Source organism: Chitinophagales bacterium (assembly GCA_019694975.1).
GTDB lineage: Bacteria > Bacteroidota > Bacteroidia > Chitinophagales > UBA10324 > JACCZZ01.
This window is the reverse complement of sequence record JAIBAY010000011.1, coordinates 13,354-35,400: the sequence shown is the minus strand read 5'-3', so window position 1 is coordinate 35,400 and position 22,047 is coordinate 13,354. Positions and strand designations below refer to the sequence as shown.

Sequence of the window (22,047 nt, the reverse complement as noted above, 5' to 3'; positions counted from 1 at the left end):
TTTATTCCATGGTAATTCCGGCCAGCTTCATTACATCCAATGCATGTTTTTTTTCTGTCTCTCCATGTTGCAGCCATCCCGGCAAAAGGATTGGCCTTTTACGTTCCCTGCCGTCTGCAGCAGTAAAAGTTACCAGGAAATAGGCCCTGGTAATAGCAGGTAATGAATTGATGAATCGGACTTTCAGAATATTCTTCCGCAGAATTACCGTATCGGAGACATAGCCATAACTTCGGATAAAGCTGAGCATAAGTAATATTGCGAGGGCAAGGTATATGACGGCTGTAATCGTATTGTTTCTTTCATATTCAAGATAGATGAGCCATAAGAAAAGTCCGATAAACAATAATGACCGGATACGATACATCAGGTTATTCAGGTTACCGAGAATAGACAGCAGCACAAAACTGACAGGAACAGCATATATCCAGAGATACTGCAAGCTTAAAAGCCCGGAAATAAATTGCTGGTAGAGAAAAAAGGCAGCAATGGCAAACAGCAATGCTATGCGGATGATAAAGGATCCTGATACCAGAAAGGTTCCTGTTTCACTTAAACTCCTGATCAGTTCAATTTTATCCTCACTGATCCTGCAGAGACCGTTTGTCGTTCGGAATGTAAGATAGCTGGGAGTTATGCCTGTGTCCAGAATTTCATCATGATCATTCATGCACCGGCAATATTCGGGAATTTGATGCGCTCCGCATACATCCGAGAACAGATTGCATAATGTGATTTCCTCCGGAATGCATCTTCCTGTTGCATTAACACAATTAAAATGGAAGAGCAGTGATGTTATTCCTGCTCTTCCATGGCGCCTCTTCAGGCTGTTGCATTGCTTTGCCGTGAACGGTTATCGTTGCTTTAATTGTTCACCTTTTCCGATTTGCGGAATTTCCTGCCATGTCTCGTTCATGGAATAGCCTTCCGGCAGAACGAACCTGATCAGCTCATCATCTGCAGCTCTGTGTTGCTTTTTTTTCAACTCATAGTCGTTTTTGATGGGAGCAGCTGTTACTTGCCATGCAGGCAGTGAATCGACCAGCAAGGATGCAGTTCCAAAAGGTTTAATATCTGTTTCCTTACTGCAGGAAGCAATTATCAGCACTGCACTTAACAAACAGGCAAAACCGAAATAATTCATTTTTGTTTTCATGGTATTTTTTTTAATACGATGTAAAAGTATGCTCATGGAAACGCCATATCAATCCCATAAAAGTGGCTAATCAGCATACAGGTTGCGTTGATGTTACATCATCGCGATAAGTTCATTTATTGGAACGTAGCCTGCAGGAAGAACGCCGGCTGGCTCATAATTCAGCCTTTCAATGCTCAGAACCGGACATTCAGCTTGAGGTTCAACCTTCGACCAGTGAGGTAGTTTGGTACTGCATAAACCGTATTGGTGATATCTTTCACCCACGTATAAGAAACTTCGTTGGATACGCCTAAGAGGTTAAACACCTCCAGCGATATCCAGATATTCTCAAAATTACCCAGCACTTTGCTGTCAATATTTTTTTGCTTCTTGCCATTGAGCAAAAGATAAGAAAACCCGATGTCAACCCGGCGATACGGTGATAGCCGCAAGGTATCACGGGCTCTTACATGATCAGGAGGACCAGTGGGAAGCCCTGTGCCGAACAGGAAATTAAGGTGCACTTTGAAATTTTCATTGCCCGGCAGATAATCCTGGAAGAACATACCAAAGTTCAGGAACTGATCGGTAGGCCGCGGAATGTAACCAGGGTAAACAATGGTACTGTCGAGTGTATACAAGCCTTGCCCCGGATCAGTGAATATGGTGTCAACCGCATACACAAAATCGTTGTTGATGTTTTCCTTGGTTGATAACAATGACAAAGAAATCCAGGATTCAGCATCCTTCACAAACTCTCCGTTGAGCCTGAAGTCAATACCTGCGGCATAACCGGTGGCGCTGTTCTCTCCAAAATACCGGATCCTCACATTATCGAGTTCATAGGGATTAAGGTCATACAATTGTTTATAGTATATCTCTGAAACAAACTTGAACGGACGATCCCACCATTTGAAATTATAGTCGCCTCCTATAACATAGTGAATCGATCGCTGTGCCAGCACTGCCGGATGAAGATTGCCTTCCAAGTCACGTAATTCACGATAGAATGGCGGTTGATCATAGGCTCCGATGGCTCCCCTGAAAACAATATCCCTGTCCCATTTCGGCTGATAGGCCAGCTGCACCCGCGGACTGATCAGCAACTGTCTGTCGTAATCCCAGTAACTGATCCGGCTCCCATAGGTAAGGGTAAAATTCCGGTCTTCATTGATGGTCCAGCTATCCTGCAGGTAAGCGCTATACCGCATGCTTGAAAAAGTGTGCTGTGTGCGGATGATGTCCTGTAAATTAATCTGTGACGATGAATACGGAAGTGTATAGCCGGCAGAATCCAATCTCGTCCATTCGCTGAGATTGTCATCAATATGTTCACGGTTTACATCAAAACCCCATTGGAGATAGTGATGATGCTGCAGTAATGAGCCCTTGTGTGAAAACTTGATGATATAAGCATCAAGGTAATCTCTTCCCCAAACCTGGTTTGTTCCTGTGCCGAAATAATATAGTGTTTGTCCAAAATCCTGTGCCCCCAGATTATTATTTACTTCTCCCAGATAATATTCACCGATCACATCAAATGTTTCATCCTCGCGATCGCCGTAGATGGAACCAAGAAATTTCAGGTTCAGGTTTTTCCTTGGTTTATAGGTGAGTGAGAGACCTGCCATTGCCGTACTGTAAGCATCCACTTCCCTGCCATCGAAATATACGGTGAGCCGAAGGGTTTGCTGTACGGTGCCGAAGGTAGTTACCCGGTCTTCGGGCACAAACGTGTAGTTGTTTTTGGAATAGTTGCCGATGGCTTCCAGTGAAACCTTATCGGACACTTCAAAAGTAAGATCAGCCTGTAGATCAATGAATGAAGGTTGATACTCCCCTGTTGTTTCCAGTGTATTCAACAGGTATTGATTGGTTTTATAGCGTCCGCCGAAAAGAAAACGGGTACGGTGATTTTTTGAACTGCCTTCCAGGCTCAGTCCGCCGCCTAATAAGCTGATAGTTGCATTGCCGCCGAATTTTTCCGGTTTTTTATATTCAATATCGAGCACGCTCGACATTTTATCTCCGTACTTGGCGGCAAAACCTCCGGCAGAAAATAAAAGTGATCCAACGAGATCGGGATTAATAAAACTCAGGCCCTCCTGCTGGCCCGATCGGATGAGGAACGGGCGGTAGATTTCAAAGTCATTTACATACACAAGGTTCTCATCGTAGTTTCCACCCCGCACTGAGTATTGCGATGATAATTCATTGTTGGAGGAAGCGCCAAGCACTTTCAGAATTGCCTCCACACCACCAGACGTAGTAGGCAAAGCATCAAACAGTTTGGGATCAATCCGCACCATACTCGGCTGATCGCGCAACTCCTTATCTTCAATGGTGATACTGTCAATGACATAGGTCTGCTGAATCAGAACCACGTACAATGGAAACCGCTGCCCCATCTTGAGGTTTACCTTTCGTTCGTAATTCTCATAGCCAACGGAAGAGAAGGTAAGCGTTACCTCTTTGTCGGCCGCTATCGAAATCTCATAATTTCCCGCCGCATCAGAAAACCTTACTCCACCACCGGAAGAAATCTTTATGGATACAGAGGGCAATGTCTGATTGGCTTCATTGCGTACATTGCCATACACCGTTGCGTTTTGTGCATAAGAAACCCTCGGAAAAAAAGCTGCCAGCAAAAACACAAGTAGGTATCTCATCATTGTCAGGGAAACGACGGTCAGGCCGCAGAAGTATTTATGACAGTGTTTTTCAGCGCAGTAATAGTAGCCTTTGGGTCGGCTGAGCTGAATACCGTGTTACCTGCCACCAGGATTGAAGCACCTGCCCGCAGCAGCAATGCGGCATTCTGTAAATCAACACCACCATCAATTTCAATTTTTGCATTCGAGCGGCTGTCGGCGATCAGGCTCTTGAGCTGTTGTATTTTTTTATAAGTATGCTGAATAAACTGCTGCCCGCCGAAACCGGGATTTACACTCATCAGGCAAACCACATCTATGTCCGCAATAATATCTTCCAGCTGTGCAACGGCAGTATGAGGATTGATGGCCACGCCGGCCTGCATACCAGCTTCCCTGATTTGTTGAATAGTACGGTGCAGATGCGGAGATGCTTCAATGTGAATGCTCAGTATATCCGCCCCCGCTTTCCTGAATGCATCAATATACTTTTCCGGTTCCAGTATCATGAGGTGTACATCAAGTGGTTTCCTCGCTGATTTTTTTACAGCTCTCAAAACCGGAAATCCAAAGGAGATGTTGGGCACAAACCGTCCGTCCATCACATCACAATGGATCCAGTCTGCTGCGCTATTGTTGATCATTTCAATCTCATCCTTCAGCCGGCCAAAATCAGCTGACAGTATAGAAGGTGCTATGATGGGTTGCATGCGGCGAAGATAATCTGATTTTGGGATTAGCAGATTTGCGTTGCGCACACTGAAAATTACCCCAACCGAATTGCAACAGTGATTAAATCAGCAAGATCTTTCATATGAAATACAAGCTGATTGCAGCTTAATATTTTTCGTATTCCCTTTTTGTTCTGCCAAACAAAATATAAATTGCAGACAGCAATTCACCCTTCAAAATCTTACCACGATGAAACAACTCTTTACACTGATCTTTTGCCTTTTAAGTGCTGCAGGCACTTTTGCCGGACAAGGTGGTCCTGATAACTGGGGTTATACCTGGAAAGACAGTAATGAGCCGGATGGCCCTGTGTATAACTGGATTGATATTGAGAACGAAGGAGGCGTGGAAGTGAAATTGCTGGCAGACGATAATTCACGCGGACCGTTCGCCATGAATTTTGATTTTCCTTATTACTGGTACGATGTAAATACTTTCTGGGTGGGTTCCAACGGATACCTGCTTTTTCAAAATGGCAATATCGCCTCTCCTTTTCCATGGGGTGCATCTACGGTGCTGCCGAATGATGTAGTGGGTGTTTTCTTAAATGATCTTACTTTCGGCGGACTCAATGATTCTGCTGAATGCTACTATAAAATAAATGCCGCAAAAGACACCCTCATTGTGAGCTGGATTAATGTGCCATACTTCGACACCAACTCCAACGGTCAGTCCGGCAACAATACTTTCCAGGTGATACTGAGTGCAGTTGACAAGTCAATAACTTTTCAATATAAAATTGTTACGGCCGTCTCTCCCTACTCAGGTGCGAGTTCTGTTGGCATTGAGAATTATTCCGGCAGTATAGGATTGTGGTATAACAGCAGCACGTTTGTCAGTCCGCCGCAGTCATTTGCCATCAAATATTATTTTCCTGAGAATCCGACACTGGAAGTAAAGGATGCGGCAACCATCTATCTTGATAATCCGGAAACAGGCGCTTTATTTTTAACCAATAACAGCAGTACTGCGCATAACCTTGTCGCCAATGTGAAGAATTTTGGAACCATTACCACTGCGCCATTTAATGTGCAAGGTGTCGTTAAAGATCCGATGGGAACACAGGTTGTAGCCAACTTCTTTCTCACCGATACACTGGAAGCGCAGGAGTCACAGACATTTACTTTTGGTCAGCAGCTGAATCCCGTGCTGCCAGGTACTTATAAATATTTTACTGTAACACAACTGCCCGGTGACTATCCGCAGACGAACAATTCAAAAACACAAGAGCTCGTGGTGGTAGATCCCACACTTGATGAGGTGCGCCTTGGCTATGATGCCGGCCAAACCAATCAGCTTACTTCCATCAATTGGATTGGCGGCGAAGGCGGCATCGGTACGTATATGATCCCTCCGTTTTACCCGGCTGTTATTACCAAACTGCATTACTGGAATACTTCCAATGCCGGTTCCGATTTCTCTGCAAGAATTTTTGATGATGACGGAATAAGCGGATTGCCCTACAGCATGTTTGACTCCGTATATGTCTCATCGGGTGATATCGTGATCAACGGCTGGACCGATATAATTCTTGATAACCCTGTAACCATTACGAGCGGAGGATTCTATCTATCCTGGGATATGCATGGAGAAAGCATTGCCCTCGGAATGACCCTTGCGGCGCCATTTTCAAACCGGAGTTTTGAAGTATTTAACAACGGATGGGGCATCTACCGGTCGCGGGAAACGCAGGATCCGATGATTAATGCTACTATCATACAAGGCTTCCCGACCGGTATTTCAACTCCTGGCAATACGGCCATTCAGTTGCAGTTGTCGCCTAACCCCGCATCCGATGAAGCTACCATACAATATCTTGTTCCACCAACGAATGAAAAAGTATGGCTGGTTATCAGAGACCTGCAGGGTAAACTGATTAGCCGCCGGAATATTGGAACGGCTACGGAAGGTAATCATGCATATACACTGGATACCCGCAACTATGCTGCAGGCATGTATCTGGTGGAATTGTATGCCGGTAAAAACAAAAAGACTGATAAGCTGGTGATCGGGAATTAACTGCTTAGCATAAATTCCTGAACAGGAAGAATGGGCTTGTTTCATTCTTCCTGTTCTGTTTTTCAGGTATAACTGTCCTGCGTATTGTATGCCTTATACTTTCAAACGGTAATGTCAGGAGCTTTTGCAACATAGCATGCAATTTCAAAAGAGTGGCTGGTCAGCTATATGATTCTTTCCCAAGTAACATCGGCCAGGTGCTCCTGTAGTCAACGTTTTCCGCCGTTGCAATTATACCATGCACGAACTATCTGTCAGATGAACCATGTAGTCTTCATAAAAAAATTACCTTTGCCCGCACTATGACCATTGAGCAACTTAAAGATATAAAGAGCCGCACTGAGGCCCTGAGGAGGTTTCTTTGACTACGAAAACAGAGTAGAGAAAATCAAAGAAGACGAACAACTCACCACTGCCGCTGAATTCTGGAACGACCCTAAGAAAGCCGAGTCGGTGATGAAACAGATTCAGACCAATAAAAAATGGGTTGAACAATTCAGGGAAGCCCTGTCAAAAGTCGAAGCATCAGAAGTGCTTTTCGATTTTTACCAGCAAGGGGAAGGAAGCATGGAAGATGTGGAAAGCCAGTATCAGCAGGCCATGCTTGCTGTTGATGAGCTTGAATTCAAATCCACATTCACTTCCCAGGAAGATCAGCTTGGCGCCATCCTCGAAATAAATGCAGGTGCCGGAGGCACGGAAAGCTGCGATTGGGCTGCCATGCTGATGCGCATGTATATTATGTGGGGCGAGAAGAATGGTTACAGGATTCATGAGATGGATGTACAGTATGGTGAGGTGGCCGGTATTAAATCCTGTTCGCTCGAATTAGAAGGTGACTTTGCTTATGGCTACCTCAAAGCTGAATCCGGCGTACACCGGCTGGTGCGTATTTCCCCATTCGACTCCAATGCCCGAAGGCATACTTCATTCGCCTCCGTATTTGTTTATCCGCTGATCGATGACAGCATTAATATAGAGATCAACCTGAATGATATCACCTGGGAGACCTTCCGTTCCGGCGGTGCCGGCGGACAGAATGTAAACAAGGTGGAAACAGCAGTGCGTTTACGGCATAAGCCATCCGGTATCGTGATTGCCTGCCAGGAAGACCGCACCCAAATGGGCAATAAGGAGAAAGCGCTGAAGATGCTGAAGTCGAAGCTATACGAAGAAGAACTCCGCAAACGCAATGAAGAACGTGATAAAATAGAAGCCGGCAAGAAAAAAATCGAATGGGGCTCTCAAATCCGGAACTATGTTTTGCATCCTTATAAACTTGTAAAGGATGCACGCACGGGATACGAAACCAGTAATCCGCAGGCCGTATTGGATGGAGGACTGGATGAATTCATCAAGGCATTCCTGATGGCCGATAAAAATTAGGCATATGCAATGAGGCCGTGGGTTACATGGTAACAGAGGGTGATGAAAATACCTGCTTTGCAGGTGCCTCAGTTCAGTAACAAATTGAATCCCGGCAACGAAACTTCGGGAATTACCATTATCTTTGTCGCCCTTCCGGGAAAAGACACCGGATATTTTTCCTAACCCCATAAAACTTTTTCTAAAGTACAATGGCCGTAAAAATCAGATTACAAAGAATGGGAAGAAAGCAAAAGCCTTTCTATCACATTATTATCGCAGACTCACGTTCACCAAGAGATGGTAAGTTCATCGAACAGATCGGCACCTACGATCCTACCACCATCCCTGCTTCTGTTGACATTAACAAAGACAAAGCGCTCGACTGGCTGCAAAAAGGTGCACAGCCGACAGACACTGTGCACAAAATTTTATCTTTTAAAGGCATTCTTTATCATAAGCACCTTTTACGCGGGGTAAAGAAAGGCGTGGTTCCGCAGGAAGTGGCTGATCAGAGATGGCAACAATGGGAAGATGCACACCGGACTGCCATCCTGGATGCCAAAGAAAAAGGACGCAAAGGCATTAAGAAGAAAAAAGGCAAAGGCGGTGCCGCTGCAGCCACAACTGCTTCTTAAATAAGGCAGCAATATATTTGGAAAGCTACTTCCGATGGAGTAGCTTTCTTTTTTTGAGCAACGTTCAGTCAGGAACATGGATAAATCCACTTACATAAAAGCTGGAAAGCTGAATAAAACATTTGGATTGAAAGGTCATATTCGCGCCTACCTCGAGCCATCTATTGTAGCCCGGATAAAAAAGCTGCCGGTAGTTTACCTGCTCTCAAAAAATACTTATCTCCCCTATTTTCCTGATGAAGCCGATTTGCAGGAATCTGGGCATTGCATGTTTCATTTTGAAGAAGCGGCAGACAAGACTGCGGCGGATAAATTAGTGGGGAAAGATATTTACCTGGATGAAGCAATTTTAAAGAAAGTAAAACCATTCACCCTGCTTGCAGATTTTGCCGGATTCCGGCTTATTGATGAAACATTTGGGCAACTGGCGCCATTGGATAATATTATCGAATTGCCGGGACATGCAGTCGGGCAGTTTATTTATACAGGCCAGGAAGTATTATTTCCGTGGAACGAGCAGGTTATTCTGAATATAGATAAGCGCAGAAAGGAAATACTGCTGCGGTTGCCCGAAGGCCTGATGGATATCTACTTAGGCAAGCGTTGATTTCCGCATTTACCCCTGAACCTTTACTGTAATACTGAATTGATCTGAGTAAGGAAGTCATTTTTTTTGACGAATGCCCTGAACTGTACTATTCACCTGGATACTTTGTTAACGCATGCAAGTTGTATAAAATATTTATTCATAAATTCCGTTCATGGCTGCGATGAAGAAATTAACATTCTGCATTTTTCCACTGCTTCTTTTTTCCTGCCAAAAGGAAGAGATCAATACTTATGATGTGGTGACCGGCCTTGTCGCATCTGTTCCATTAGATGGTTCAGGATACGAAGAAGTGAATGGGCTGAATGGTACAAATGTAAAGGCCGTTCCGGTTAATAACCGTCATGGCGAAGCCGGCAAAGCCATGTTCTTTAACAGCAATGATTCATCCTTCATTGATTTTGGTGACATAGCATCACTATCATTTACCAATAATCAGTTTACCATCTGTTGCTGGGTGAATGTGTCTGATAGCACAAAACCAATAAGTATTCTCAGCAAACGCGGTGAAACAGGTCCATGGGAATTCAGCCTCGATAATCATTTCAGCCATAAGGTGTTCACCCTGGATAACTGGGTGGAAGGCGGCAGCACAACTGTTTATGGAACGGATCCTTTAAATGCCGCTGTAGGTATCCGAACCGGAGTATGGTCGCATCTTGCCTTTGTGGCGGATGGTATCACCTTGCAAGCATATCAGGACGGAATCTTACAGGCCGGATCAGATTCAATCAGGAGCGGATCATTCTTCAGTAACACAGTTGCCCATTTCATCATAGGCAATGGCGGCGGCTATGGCAAAAATTATTTTTTCAATGGCTGCATTGACGATGTGCTGATCTACAACCGGCCGCTGGACAAGGAAAGCATTCAATATCTGTCGTTGAAGTAACCGTGTCACGATTTATGTTCGGCGGCAGCAATTTCAATCTTCCTGAAATTCCGCATGGCCCTGAACAAAATGATGTTGTTTTTTTTGATCTTTTTCACTCCTCTTACCACCTTCCCGTCTGCAGTAACTTTTCCAATCGCGAATGGAATACCATACACTTTAATTCTGTAGTACGCATAGTTTGGTGAATAGATGCCGGCCATCGCCTGTTCGATCAGTAATGCCTGCAGACTGCCATGCACATCAAACTTCTTTTCAGCATAAATAGACTGCTCATAGCCGAGTGTATCGCCATGGTCTTCGTACAAAAATGACTTTACATGATGGCCGGCATAATAAACATTCAGCTTCATCTCATCAATATCCTGTTCGCCCGTATACTGCATTACCGGATATTCCGGTATTACGGATCCGGCCTTAACGAATATCGGCAAGCGGTCAAGCGGTGCAGCTATTTCATATGTCTCTCCACCTGTGAAAACAGAGAAATCCCAGAAGTTATACCAGGTGCCTTTCGGTAAATATACCGGTCTTGAAAGCGCTCCTTTCTCTGTCACCGGTGCTACCAGCAGTTTATCGCCAAAGGTAAATGCATCATCGCGCGCATAGTTTTCCTCGACGTCCTGTTCCGTCAATGCCAATGGCCGCAACATGGGCAGATGATATCGGTGATTTTCCCAAAATACCGAATAGATATAAGGCAGCAGCTTATACCGTAATTCAATATACTTCTTCGCGATCTTTTCGATGTTGACACCAAAAGTCCACGGTTCCCTGTCACGCGTATCGCCTGATGAATGCACCCTCATCAGCGGAGAAAAAACACCCACCTGTATCCATCGCGCAAACAGCTCTCCTTCCGGTTCACCGGTAAATCCGCCGATGTCCGATCCGCTGAATGAAATGCCTGACATACTCAAGCGCTGCAACATCTGGATGGCCAGTTTGAGATGATCCCAGGTAGCACTGTTATCGCCCGTCCAGGTGCTGGAATATCTTTGCACACCTGCATACCCTGAGCGTGTGATGGTGAAGGGCCGCTTTGTTTTTTGCAGCTTTTTTAATCCGTCATAGGTGGCACGCACCATCTGCATACCATATACATTGTGCGCTTTCCTGTGTGAACCCTGGTGACCGTCAAAATCGTGACGCACATCCGCAGGAAAAGTGCCATTGCCAAAAACAGCCGGTTCATTCATATCATTCCAGACACCGGCAATACCCTGGTCAACGAGTTCCCTGAATAAACCTCCCCACCAGTCCCTAACTTTTGGGTCGGTAAAATCCGGAAACCGGCAACGTCCGGGCCAGACCGCGCCTTCCATAAAATAATCATCGCCGCGGCGGCAGAAATAATTATTGTCCTTTCCTTCCTTATATACCCAGTACTGATCATCCACTTTTATTCCCGGATCAATGATGACTATGGTTTTGAAACCATCATCCGACAACTCAGCAATCATTTTTTCGGGATCCGGAAAATGATTCTTGTTCCATGTAAAGCAACGATAACCATCCATGTAATCAATATCGAGATGGATGGCATCACAGGGTATTTTTTTATCACGAAAAGTTTTCGCCAGCTCTTTCACATTTGCTTCCGGGTAATAACTCCAGCGGCTTTGATGAAATCCCAGCGCCCATAACGGCGGCATGGGATGAGCGCCTGTGAGCATCGTGTACCGCTTCACCACGTCAAGCATATGAGGGCCGTGAATATAATAGTACTGCATCTCGCCGCCATCCGACCAAAAACTAACCGTATCCTTTACCTCGCCGGCGAAATCAAAAAAGCTGCGGAAAGTATTGTCGAAGAACAAACCATAACTCACATTTTTATGAATCCCGATGTAAAAAGGGATGTTCTTGTATAGAGGATCCCGTTCGCGTTCATAGGCATACGCATCAGTGCCCCACATGGAGTAGCGTTTGCCGAGCATATCAAGATCGGCCGGTTTATCACCAAGCCCGAAAAAATGCTCGCCTTCCTGGTATTTCTTCGAACAATAGACATAATAGCCGCCATACGCTGCATGTTCTTCCCAATGCATGGCTATTGCATCTTCATTCACCACCAATCCGTGTACGTCTGCAAATGAAATGAGGAAGTCGGTCTTCCTGATACGGCATGATACAGTAGCAGTGGCAATTATGTAAAAATCATCTGTCTCCGAATTTTCTATTCTCGAAATGCGAAAAGCATGATCAGTAATCGCATATGAAAACTCTTCGAGGAATTCTCCCACCGGAGCCACACGCACCCGGATAATTTCATCACTCACCACTTTCACCTCCACTTTCGATACACCATCGGAAAAGCAGAATATGTTGCCGTTTATGACCAGGGAGTTTACCTCCTTAAGATATTGCTTTGCGATGGGTTGAACGGAGATATCAGGTATATCGCTGTGCACGACAACATCCTGAGCAACCGGCGCATCTTTACCGATGATACTGTCTTCCGGCTTGTCTGCTATTTCTTTGTTCTTCATAAATCGGCGCAATTATAGCAGATTTTGCAGACATCATCTGCTGTATGCGCAGATTTAAACCCAGTTCTTCGTGCAACTGTTAGTGGTAACACTTGCATTAGAAAGCAGTCAGACAACGATTGTTGCGATGTATGCTTGTTCCAATGTTCAGCATTGAAAGAGAGTGACACGGCGGGAAATAATATAAATGCCCACTGAAAACAGATAAAGTATAAATACCCGCGTTCACAACTGATGTGATAAATTATTTTATCCCGCGCAATAAAATTACGGAATATTAGTTTTTACTTTGCATTACAAAGCACTTTTAACATGGCAAATTCATCCGCTGACCGGCACCTGGAAGATCTGCAGGAAATTCGCTCGCTCATGGAGCGTTCTTCCCGCTTCATTTCATTGAGTGGCCTTTCGGGAATCTGCGCCGGCACTTTTGCATTAGCAGGTGCCTTTATCACCTGGCAATATGTGCACCATGACTATGCAGGGTTTATCTGGAATATTGTTGACCAGGTTCCTGCACTCTGGTTCCTGGCGGCTGTGGCATGCGGTGTTTTACTGATGTCAGTGGTTACAGGCATATTTTTTACCACCAGGAATGCAAAGCGCAAAGGTCAGAAGATATGGGACGCTTCCAGCCGGAATCTTTTGATAAACCTTGCCATTCCACTGATAGCAGGTGGATTATTTTGCCTGGTACTACTCTACCATGCACCTGCACTGATGGCACCGGCCACCCTTGTTTTTTATGGCCTTGCACTGATTAATGCCAGCAAGTACACGCTGTCTGATATTCGCTACCTGGGCTTTTGCGAGATTATTACCGGTTTGCTCGCTTCCGTTTCTCCGGGTTACGGCCTTCTCTTCTGGGCATTCGGTTTTGGCGTGTTGCATATTATTTACGGTGCGATGATGTATTTCAAATACGAACGATGAAAGAGATTATCACACTCATCAATAAGGCATTTGAAAGCAGACAGCGGTTGGGAATCATGTCGCTGCTGATGGTGCATGACAAGATTGATTTTAATACCATGAAAGAACTGCTGCAACTGACCGACGGCAACCTGGCAACGCATATTGCGGCACTTGAAAAATGCAATTACCTCGCGGTGAAAAAGAGTTTTCTTGGCAGAAAAACCAATACATCCTACAGTGCAACGGCAGCCGGGAAAAAGGCATTTAAGGATCACCTCGGCGCATTGGAAAAACTGATCAAAAGCAACAGATAATTTTTTTGCAATCATACTTTGTAATAAAAAGTACTTTTTTATGAAACCACATGCAACTTTATACCTGCCGGCCGTCGGAATGGCTATCGTATTTTATTTTCTTTTTAAAAATGAATGGCCAGGCATCAATATGCCGCTTTTTTTACTGCTGTCGTCTGCTGTGCTGTCCATTATTCATCCTGGCGCTTTCCGCAGAGCAACTGTAATAGCTTCGTTTGCCGCTGTCCTGCTTTGTGCAATTGCTGTCCTGATTTTCAATACCGACATCAGTATCATTGCCTATTGGTTGTTATTTGGCGTGATGGTTGGATTTATTCATCAGCGCGATTTACGTTCTTCCGGTGGCGCACTGTTGACGTCATGGCTGGGACTGATTGCCTCACCGCTGTCGTGGTGGAATGCGCTGGAACATTTCGGCAAGAACAATAAGCCATTGTCATCCTTACTCAAATTGCTGCGCCTCAGTATATTGCCCCTGGCCGTACTGCTTTTCTTTTTCATTTTATACGTTAATGCCGATCAGCAGTTTGAATCGGTTTCAGGTCAGGTGATGACATTTCTGTATGACCAGATCAAAATACTGTTTGACTATATTTCTCCGTCAACCATAACTTTTTTTGTTTTTTCACTACTGATCGCCGCCGGTATTTTCCTGAAACGTGATCTTCAGCTGATCGTGAAGATGGAATTACAGCAAGGCGATTTTCTGCAGCGGAAACGGCTGAAGCCAACGGGAAAGCCCGGTGAAATTGATTGGTGGCAGCTGTTCTTCAGGAAATCCATGCGCAGCCTGAGCAATGAATATAACCGGGCAATATTGCTGCTGTTGATGGTGAACGGATTGCTGTTATTTGTAAACGTGGTTGATATCAAGATGGTATGGTTTGAAAATACCAGTCTCGCATCGCCTCACACACGATCACAGGCAGTGCATGAAAGTACCTATCTCCTGCTGTTCAGTATTGCCGTTGCCATGGCCATCCTGCTGTTTTTCTTCAGGGGCAATCTGAATTTCCTTAAAAATAACCGTCGCCTTTTGCAACTGTCCTGCCTCTGGATTGCACAAAATGGCATTCTTGCTTTTACAGCGGCTATCAGAAATTATTACTACATCCGTGATTATGGACTGGCCTATAAAAGAATCGGTGTCCTGTTTTTTCTATTGCTTATTCTTTTTTCCCTGTCGATTTTATTTCTTAAAATAAGGGACAAAAGATCATTCTTCTACCTCTTCCGGATGGAAGGCTGGGCCATTTGTATTTTACTAGTATTGATGAGTTGCTTTAGCTGGGATCCGATGATTGCCACTTACAACCTTACGCATTTCGATGATGAGCACATCGACCGTAATTTCCTGATGACGTTGTCGCATCGTGCATTGCCAGTTATCCTGGAATACGACCATCCCTTTGAAAATACAACCAATACCACTCCATTAACCGGCTATCAGCAGTGGATTATACAGAAGGGCAAAAGTTTTTTACAATCCTATGAAGCGACTTCCTGGCCATCCTGGAACCTCCAAGATGCCCGCGTTTATGATTACCTGAAATCACAATCTCAGTTTTATGAGTGAACAAATATCAAGACACAGGATCAGGTTGCTGATGGTGATCATGATGGCTGGATTGATAGTGAGTGGTATCACGGCATTTCCGCTACACGCCGAGTTGCAACTGCTGGATCAATGGCTGGCTGCCAACAACTTCCACAACCGGTTCTGTTTATGGATTCATCGCGTGACAATTGGCTTGACGGATGTGCATGACAATTATCCGTTTATTGCCTACGGAACTGATTGGCTGGCCTTTGCACATTTTGTTATTGCCATTGCTTTTCTCGGGCCTTATCGTGATCCTGTAAAAAACAGCTGGGTAATAGATTGGGGAATTATCGCCTGCATCATGGTCATTCCAATGGCACTGGTGGCAGGGCCCTTACGAGGCATTCCCTTTTTTCATCAGTTGATTGATTGCTTATTCGGCGTTACCGCATTTACACTGCTCTTCACCTGTCGAAGGCTCATTTCAGCTATAAAATTTTCAGCTTATTCAACCCATAAAAACCCATGAAAATCATCCTGTATTTGTTTCATCGTCAGCCCAACAGATTCAATATCATCATCATGCCAATACTCCTGACCTTCTTAATGATGGTGATGTACGGCGTAAGGGTTTTTTATACACAAGACACCTATTATGGCTTTCTGTTATGGAACCTCTTTCTGGCCTGGCTGCCGGTTGTTTTTGCCTTTTGGGCTTACCGTAATTATCACAGCGGCTATAATACTATCGGCATTTTAGCGCCGGCCCTTTTGTGGCTGTTGTTTTTCCCCAATGCCCCATACCTTATTACTGACCTCATACATATGCGCTCCCGCGCTGGTATCCCGACATGGTATGACGCTGTATTGGTTTTTGGTTATGCTTTTACTGGCTTCATGACAGGACTTGTTTCATTAAATCTGATCCACAGTATACTGCAGCAAGTGCTGTCATCATGGCTTTCGTGGCTGATGATTACCTTGCTGATGGTGATGAGCAGTTATGGGATTTACCTTGGCAGAGTACTAAGGTGGAACAGCTGGGATAGATTCCTTTCACCTGTACCGATTATAAATGATGTGCAGGACACATTGTTCACGCCTGCTTCGTTTGCCATGACCATGTTGTTTTCTGCATTGATGGGAATCACCTATCCGTTTCTCTTTTATTTTGCACGCACCGCTCAAAAAAATAATGCATCATGAACTTGCTGAAAATGATCCGCAGTTTTCGCCCCGCGCTGTCGGGCATGAGATCCGCTTTTATTACTGAAAATAATATCCGTATTCATTTGCTCGCTGCCTTTGCAGCCGTGAGTGCAGGCATATACTTCCACTTGCCCCGCAGTGAATGGCTTTGGCTTGTAGCTGCCATTGGTTGTGTATTGGCGGTAGAATACCTCAATACAGCCATCGAGAAACTGACGGATATAGTAGCACCCCAATTCAATGAAAATGCAGGTAACGTCAAGGATATCTCGGCTGCATCTGTTTTGATTACTTCCATCACAGCAGTCATAATAGGCGCTGTGATATTCTTACCCTACCTGGTAAAATAAGTTGCAGTCGGTATTTGCTCAGGATAAAGTACGTTTCTTCAATGCAGAACCTGAAATTTTTCAGCAGCAACATAATCCTGTGTCCTGATAGTGATGAAATAACATCCATCCGGCAAATCAGCGATTGACATACTGAGGGTATTATGCCCTTTTTTTATCACAGTTTTCTCATACTTCATAACCCTGCCGGATATATCCGTCACTGAATAGTCGGCCGTAGAATTTAAAGGCGAAGTGAATGGTATAAACAACTCTTCATCAGAAGGGTTCGGATAAAATGCTCCCATATTCCAGGTTAAAGGAGCAGCATCAGCAACACCGGTAGCAAATTGCACATCGAGGAAATAAAAATCAATGGTATCAGGAAAACCGCCGACGGGTGTCCCGAAAGTATCCGATACATACGTCGTTACATAAACATTCAATGGATGATATCCGGCCTCATCATCCGTTGCCGTACCGGTTATAGCTGCACAACCGTTCTGTCCGCCAAGCAAGGTGCACGACGGCGAATTGCAGGCTAATGAAAAGGAAGGCGGCAATCCGGTATAACTGTCGATCACCAGTGAGTCGATAATCAAAGCGACCGTAAACGGTCCAAATTGGACAGAGGTGTCTAATGGGAGTTTAAAATAAATAATCTGCTCATAGGGCACACCCACATAAGCCGTAGAAAGTGTATCCGGCTCAATGCCAGCCACCGTGTCGTTATTGGGAATGCATTGTGCAGAAGTATTTGTTGTAAAACATGCAGACAATGCTGCGATTAGCAGGAATTGTAAAAGTGTATTTTTCATAAGCGTATTTTCAACTGCTAACTTAATCTTTCTGCGCAATATAGGTTCCAGCGGACAACATCGTATTAACCTTCCTATGTAACGCATTCAACAGAACAGATCAGCCGAAAAACGTATTTTCTTTTCGCGCATAGCGAAAATTCCGATGTTGATTTTCATGGTGTAAAATAAAAATTTACATTTACTCATTCAACACCCAAACTCTTCAACCATGAAAAAATCAGCCATTCTCTTTTTTGCTTTAGCCATCTGTTCGCTGTCTGTTTCAGCTACCATCCGCACCACTGCCATGTCAGGCGACTGGAATAATACTGCAGTTTGGGGAGGCACTGTACCCTTGGCAAATGATGAAGTGGTAATCAGTTCCGGACATACGGTCAGCATCAACGTCAATCCGAATAATATCACCAATGTGACCGTCAGCGGCACCCTGCAATGGGATGCCACCGGTACTGGCCGCACCTGGACGGTGACCGGCAATTTTACCATTAACGGAAGCGGTTCTTTTATTTGTGCAGCGCCAGGTACTGCTACCTTGCACACATTTAATTACAACGGAACGAGTTTCACCAACAACGGGAATATGAATCTGGTCAATGGCACGAATAAATGTAATATGGTCATTGGTAATTCAGTCACCCAATCCATCGGCGGAACCAGTACCATCAACCTCAATAAACTTACGCTGAACAATACCGGCGGAAAATTTGTGATTGATTACGGCGGCGGAACCTTCACACCATCAGAAACAGCGCCCACTAAACTGAATGTCAGCATCACCACTGCGGATAGCATGGTGATCAAACAGGGATTGTTAATCGGCTGCGCTACCAATAATGCAACAATCACTCACAACTTTGCAAGTTTCAAACTCGGAGGCAGTGGCGCTAAAATCACCTCGAGCGTAAATATTTTCACTTCGGTTACCACCCTCACCGTGAATGCTGCCATGATATTAAATGATGCCACCAACGCAAATGTTACCATGAATGTGAATGGCGCGTTTATCTCTCCTTCCATGTCGCAATCGAATGCTGCTACTGCATTTGGCGTATTGGGCCCAAACTGTTTTGGCGGAGCCGGAAATGCTACTTCCCTCAGCATTAGCGGAGAATGGAACATGACCGATATTTTTGTTTTTGTGGGAAACACCAAGGTGTTTGGAGGAACGGAACCTAACAATCCTGTCATCACGCTGGGCGGAAGCATGACCTGGGCAAGCAGTGAAACGCATACGATTGATGTTCCGTTTACGGCTGAAGATTTCCTGGTAAGAACCTGTTTCTTCGGACTCTTTGATGCACAGGGCGCTTTCCCGCAGATGAATCTTAACGGTGGTTCCGTGGGAACACCCAATACACTGAATGTTGCGTTCAGGGTATTTGACGCAGATGTGCAATCATCAAGTCCGCTTGGTGATCTCACACTGGCACAGATCTCCGAATCTATGGCTAACTGGACGGTGAACGGAAACTGGAAAGTCACCAATGGATCAGCACTTGCCGTTCATTCAGACAATACCCTTTCGGTGAATGGATCACTTCGAATTGAAAATGGTGGTGAAGTGGCCGGGTCGGAAACGGAAACGGAAGACATTGGTTATGTGCCCACCGGCGGACCCAGTGTTGTGATGGGTAGCAATGGTGTAATTTATGTTGAAAATTCCGGCGGACTTGGCAAAGGCCTGCTTTCAGAATCCGCCGCTGCAGTGGCCTTCAAAAACAGAACAGCTGACCTTGACTGGAACATGAATGGCATCAGTAATGCAGGAACCGTTGACTATGCTGCCGGCGGCGCACAAACAGTTACCGACCGCACCTATTATCAGTTAGCATGCAGCAACAGCGGCATTAAGACGATGGCCAATGCCATTACGGTGAACAGTACTCTCAGCATTGGAACGGGAACAACGCTTGCGAATGGCGGCTTCGATGCAACAGCCAAGGGAACCGTACTGAACAATGGCATTCATTCCGGTGCAGGTAAATTGATTTTGGGCGGCACTGTTAATCAGTCGCTGAGTGGTACCGGCAGCGAATGGGGAAATCTGCTGATGAACAATGCAGCAGGCGCCACCTGCAATTCTACATTGAATACTACCGGAAATGTTACGCTGACGTCAGGCATTCTTACAACTTCCTCCGGCGCCAAACTTGTATTTGGCACTTCCGGCGGTTTCATTGGTGGCAGCGCTGTCAGTTGTGTTTACGGACCTGTTTCAAAAACCACGGCATCAACCGCTGAATTTACTTTCCAGGTTGGCAAAGGTTTGAATTACCGCCCGGTGAGTGTAACACCTGTTGCAACCACGGCTACGACCTGGACAGCCGAATATTTCGCATCTGGATACGTAAACACCTCGAGTGTGCTGGCACCGGTTACTTCCGTGAATACACATTCTTACTGGACTGTTGACCGAATCTCCGGCGCTGACGGAACTGTAAAACTTCAATGGAATACCACCGAAGCGCTGGCCGATCTGAATGGATTGACCGTTGCCCGCTGGGATGGCACTCAATGGACAGATGCCGGCGTTACGGCCACCACCGGTGGCATCTCTTCCGGAACCGTTACCTCCGCGACGGTGAGCTCTTTCTCACCCTTTACTCTCGGTGAGGCTAATACCATTGCTACCGGTGTAATCACGGGTTCACCTTTTTGCCCCGGCACCGCAGTGAGTGTACCTTTCACGTCCACCGGCACCTTTGGTGGCAGCAATGTTTACACAGCACAGATCTCCGATAAAATGGGTTCGTTTGATGCAGCCGTTGCCATGGGTACTTTAACAAGCTCGGCCAATACAGGAACAATCAATGCTGTTATCCCTTCTAAAACTGCAGGGGGAACAAAGTTCAGAATACGTGTTATCAGCAGCTCACCGGCAGTAACCGGCAGCAACAACGGCAGCAACCTGAAGGTTACATCGTGCGATGCGCCAACAGGTATCACAGTGAGCCCGATAAACTCGACAAACGCCACCATCAACTGGACAGCCGTACCATGCGCTTACACTTACACGATCCAGTATCGGGTACAGGGCACTTCCAAATGGACGAAGAAAAAAGATCTCACCGGCACTTCGAAAAAATTGACAAGCCTTCTTGCCAATACCGTGTATGAATATAAAATGCAAACTGTTTGCACTGCGGATAATAAATCGAAGTCCAGCTTTACCGATGTTCAGACATTCACCACACTATTAAAACTGGAAGCACCATCAGCTCCGGATTTGCAGGCAGTACAGCTTTATCCGAATCCCGGATCAAATACTGTTGTGATTTCCTTTGAATCGAAAAATACAGGCGATGCGGAGATAAAGATCTTCAATACTGTTGGGCAGCAACTCCTTTCATTTCCGGCCATAGCTGTTGAAGGGCTCAATGAAGTATCCATTGACATCCGCTCGCTTCCTGCAGGTGTTTACATTGTGAAACTGATAAACGGCAATGAAAGCGCATTGCAGAAATTAGTGAAAGAATAATGTTCTTTTACTTACCGACGATTGCATGAAATTGTTGATTGAGCCCTGGCGGATTCCTGGAATCTGCCAGGGTTTTTTAGTAGTGAATGTTTTTAAACAAAGAGTAAGTAAGCTGTTTAAACATTTATTATTACTCGCCTAATATCGCCGGCAAATAATTTGAATGATCAAAAAAATAATCACATTGAATTCCTGCGTGTCCCGCTGGCTCCCCGCACAGAGCTGCGGGCGGAATACACGACGGCAGTATAAATTTTCCTTCTCAATTTTTAACATGACGAAAGATCATTCAAAAACCAAACAACGCATTGCTTGAATGATCCTGATCGGATTCATATTGCCGGTTATCATTAACATCCTTCCATGATAGTCTTCCTGCCCGACTACAGCAAGAGTATACCCGTTTATTCAGATGGCATGCTACTGATGACTGAACCTGGCGAAGCGTTTTTGATTGCCGCACTTACCTTAATGGGATTGAAACTTGCTGATGATCGTGAAGTAATTCCTGCAGCCGGTTTTGCCATGTCTGCAATTGCCATGGGCATCGTAATGGTTACTACGTATGAATTAATCGGCGACCGGCATGCAAAGGAAAATCTTGAGAAAACTTATCAGATGTATGTAGGATCAAATTTTCTTTTCGCCATTGGCATCATCATGATTGCCACATACTCAGGTTTCCCAAAATGGCTGCATTACTTAACCATCTCTTCCATTTTCCCTTACCTGTATGTGTCATTCATCTTTCTTGCGGGCAACCGCAACTGGACTTTCCTTGATGAAATCAGCGGCATTTCATTCTTCATGTTTTCAATCGTTCAGATTCTCCGGGGTATAATGGTGTGGAAAAAAAGGAATGAATAGGAAAGCACATTGTGAAGGAATAAATACGGATTCTCTT

19 protein-coding genes are annotated in these 22,047 nt (G+C 45.0%); 13 read left to right on the top strand and 6 right to left on the bottom strand.

The features are described 5' to 3' along the window. Position 1: 1 nt before the first annotated feature. The 4 genes from K1X61_15515 to rpe all read right to left on the bottom strand — a co-directional run bounded on the left by K1X61_15515 (position 2) and on the right by rpe (position 4,499). Positions 2–670 (bottom strand): hypothetical protein, encoded by a 669-nt coding sequence (locus tag K1X61_15515; GenBank protein ID MBX7110057.1) that lies wholly within the window; start codon positions 668–670, stop codon positions 2–4. 183 nt (positions 671–853) lie between these two features. Beyond that, positions 854–1,156 (bottom strand): hypothetical protein, encoded by a 303-nt coding sequence (locus tag K1X61_15510; protein MBX7110056.1) that lies wholly within the window; start codon positions 1,154–1,156, stop codon positions 854–856. A gap of 176 nt (positions 1,157–1,332) precedes the next feature. Then, positions 1,333–3,807, bottom strand: coding sequence for a carboxypeptidase-like regulatory domain-containing protein (locus K1X61_15505; GenBank protein MBX7110055.1), 2,475 nt, complete (start codon positions 3,805–3,807; stop codon positions 1,333–1,335). A gap of 20 nt (positions 3,808–3,827) precedes the next feature. Beyond that, a complete protein-coding gene (gene rpe, locus K1X61_15500) occupies positions 3,828–4,499 on the bottom strand; it encodes a ribulose-phosphate 3-epimerase (GenBank protein MBX7110054.1) in 672 nt (223 codons plus the stop codon). A gap of 211 nt (positions 4,500–4,710) precedes the next feature. Here rpe and K1X61_15495 point away from each other — a divergent pair, with 211 nt between their 5' ends. The 5 genes from K1X61_15495 to K1X61_15475 all read left to right on the top strand — a co-directional run bounded on the left by K1X61_15495 (position 4,711) and on the right by K1X61_15475 (position 10,042). Beyond that, a complete protein-coding gene (locus tag K1X61_15495) occupies positions 4,711–6,540 on the top strand; it encodes a T9SS type A sorting domain-containing protein (GenBank protein ID MBX7110053.1) in 1,830 nt (609 codons plus the stop codon). A gap of 302 nt (positions 6,541–6,842) precedes the next feature. Further along, a protein-coding gene (gene prfB / locus K1X61_15490) for a peptide chain release factor 2 (protein ID MBX7110052.1) occupies positions 6,843–7,926 on the top strand; the annotation gives its coding sequence in 2 pieces (ribosomal slippage) (positions 6,843–6,902 and positions 6,904–7,926; 1,083 coding nt in all). 191 nt (positions 7,927–8,117) lie between these two features. Continuing rightward, positions 8,118–8,543 (top strand): 30S ribosomal protein S16, encoded by a 426-nt coding sequence (gene rpsP, locus K1X61_15485; GenBank protein MBX7110051.1) that lies wholly within the window; start codon positions 8,118–8,120, stop codon positions 8,541–8,543. A gap of 76 nt (positions 8,544–8,619) precedes the next feature. After that, positions 8,620–9,150, top strand: a complete 531-nt coding sequence (locus K1X61_15480) for a hypothetical protein (GenBank protein ID MBX7110050.1) — start codon at positions 8,620–8,622, stop codon at positions 9,148–9,150. A 154-nt stretch (positions 9,151–9,304) separates the two neighbouring features. Further along, positions 9,305–10,042 (top strand): LamG domain-containing protein, encoded by a 738-nt coding sequence (locus K1X61_15475; protein MBX7110049.1) that lies wholly within the window; start codon positions 9,305–9,307, stop codon positions 10,040–10,042. A gap of 5 nt (positions 10,043–10,047) precedes the next feature. Here K1X61_15475 and K1X61_15470 read toward each other — a convergent pair whose 3' ends face one another. Further along, a complete protein-coding gene (locus tag K1X61_15470; GenBank protein ID MBX7110048.1) occupies positions 10,048–12,534 on the bottom strand; it encodes a glycoside hydrolase family 31 protein in 2,487 nt (828 codons plus the stop codon). Between the two features lie 312 nt (positions 12,535–12,846). Here K1X61_15470 and K1X61_15465 point away from each other — a divergent pair, with 312 nt between their 5' ends. Genes K1X61_15465 through K1X61_15440 form a run of 6 tightly spaced genes read left to right on the top strand, consistent with a single transcriptional unit; the run spans position 12,847 to position 16,865 of the window. Continuing rightward, a complete protein-coding gene (locus K1X61_15465; GenBank protein ID MBX7110047.1) occupies positions 12,847–13,467 on the top strand; it encodes a hypothetical protein in 621 nt (206 codons plus the stop codon). Further along, on the top strand, positions 13,464–13,763 hold the full coding sequence (locus K1X61_15460) for a transcriptional regulator (GenBank protein ID MBX7110046.1): 300 nt from the start codon (positions 13,464–13,466) through the stop codon (positions 13,761–13,763). The genes K1X61_15465 and K1X61_15460 overlap by 4 nt, the downstream gene beginning before the upstream one ends. Before the next feature lie 40 nt (positions 13,764–13,803). After that, positions 13,804–15,339: a DUF4173 domain-containing protein gene (locus K1X61_15455; protein ID MBX7110045.1), complete on the top strand. Its 1,536-nt coding sequence runs from the start codon at positions 13,804–13,806 to the stop codon at positions 15,337–15,339. Then, positions 15,332–15,835 (top strand): hypothetical protein, encoded by a 504-nt coding sequence (locus K1X61_15450; GenBank protein ID MBX7110044.1) that lies wholly within the window; start codon positions 15,332–15,334, stop codon positions 15,833–15,835. The genes K1X61_15455 and K1X61_15450 overlap by 8 nt, the downstream gene beginning before the upstream one ends. Next, positions 15,832–16,512, top strand: a complete 681-nt coding sequence (locus tag K1X61_15445) for a DUF1361 domain-containing protein (protein ID MBX7110043.1) — start codon at positions 15,832–15,834, stop codon at positions 16,510–16,512. Before K1X61_15450 ends, K1X61_15445 begins: the two co-directional genes overlap by 4 nt. After that, positions 16,509–16,865, top strand: coding sequence for a diacylglycerol kinase family protein (locus tag K1X61_15440; protein MBX7110042.1), 357 nt, complete (start codon positions 16,509–16,511; stop codon positions 16,863–16,865). Before K1X61_15445 ends, K1X61_15440 begins: the two co-directional genes overlap by 4 nt. Positions 16,866–16,903: 38 nt before the next feature. On the opposite strand, the gene K1X61_15435 is transcribed toward K1X61_15440, so the two are convergent. Further along, entirely contained in the window at positions 16,904–17,662 is a 759-nt protein-coding gene (locus K1X61_15435; protein ID MBX7110041.1) for a T9SS type A sorting domain-containing protein, read from the bottom strand. A gap of 211 nt (positions 17,663–17,873) precedes the next feature. On the opposite strand from K1X61_15435, the gene K1X61_15430 reads away from it, so the two are divergent. Together K1X61_15430 and K1X61_15425 are read left to right on the top strand one after the other, a co-directional pair. Further along, positions 17,874–21,143, top strand: a complete 3,270-nt coding sequence (locus K1X61_15430) for a T9SS type A sorting domain-containing protein (protein MBX7110040.1) — start codon at positions 17,874–17,876, stop codon at positions 21,141–21,143. A gap of 363 nt (positions 21,144–21,506) precedes the next feature. After that, positions 21,507–22,010 carry a hypothetical protein gene (locus K1X61_15425; GenBank protein ID MBX7110039.1) on the top strand — a complete coding sequence of 168 codons (504 nt, stop codon included), beginning with the start codon at positions 21,507–21,509 and terminating at the stop codon, positions 22,008–22,010. The last annotated feature ends 37 nt before the right edge of the window (positions 22,011–22,047 follow it).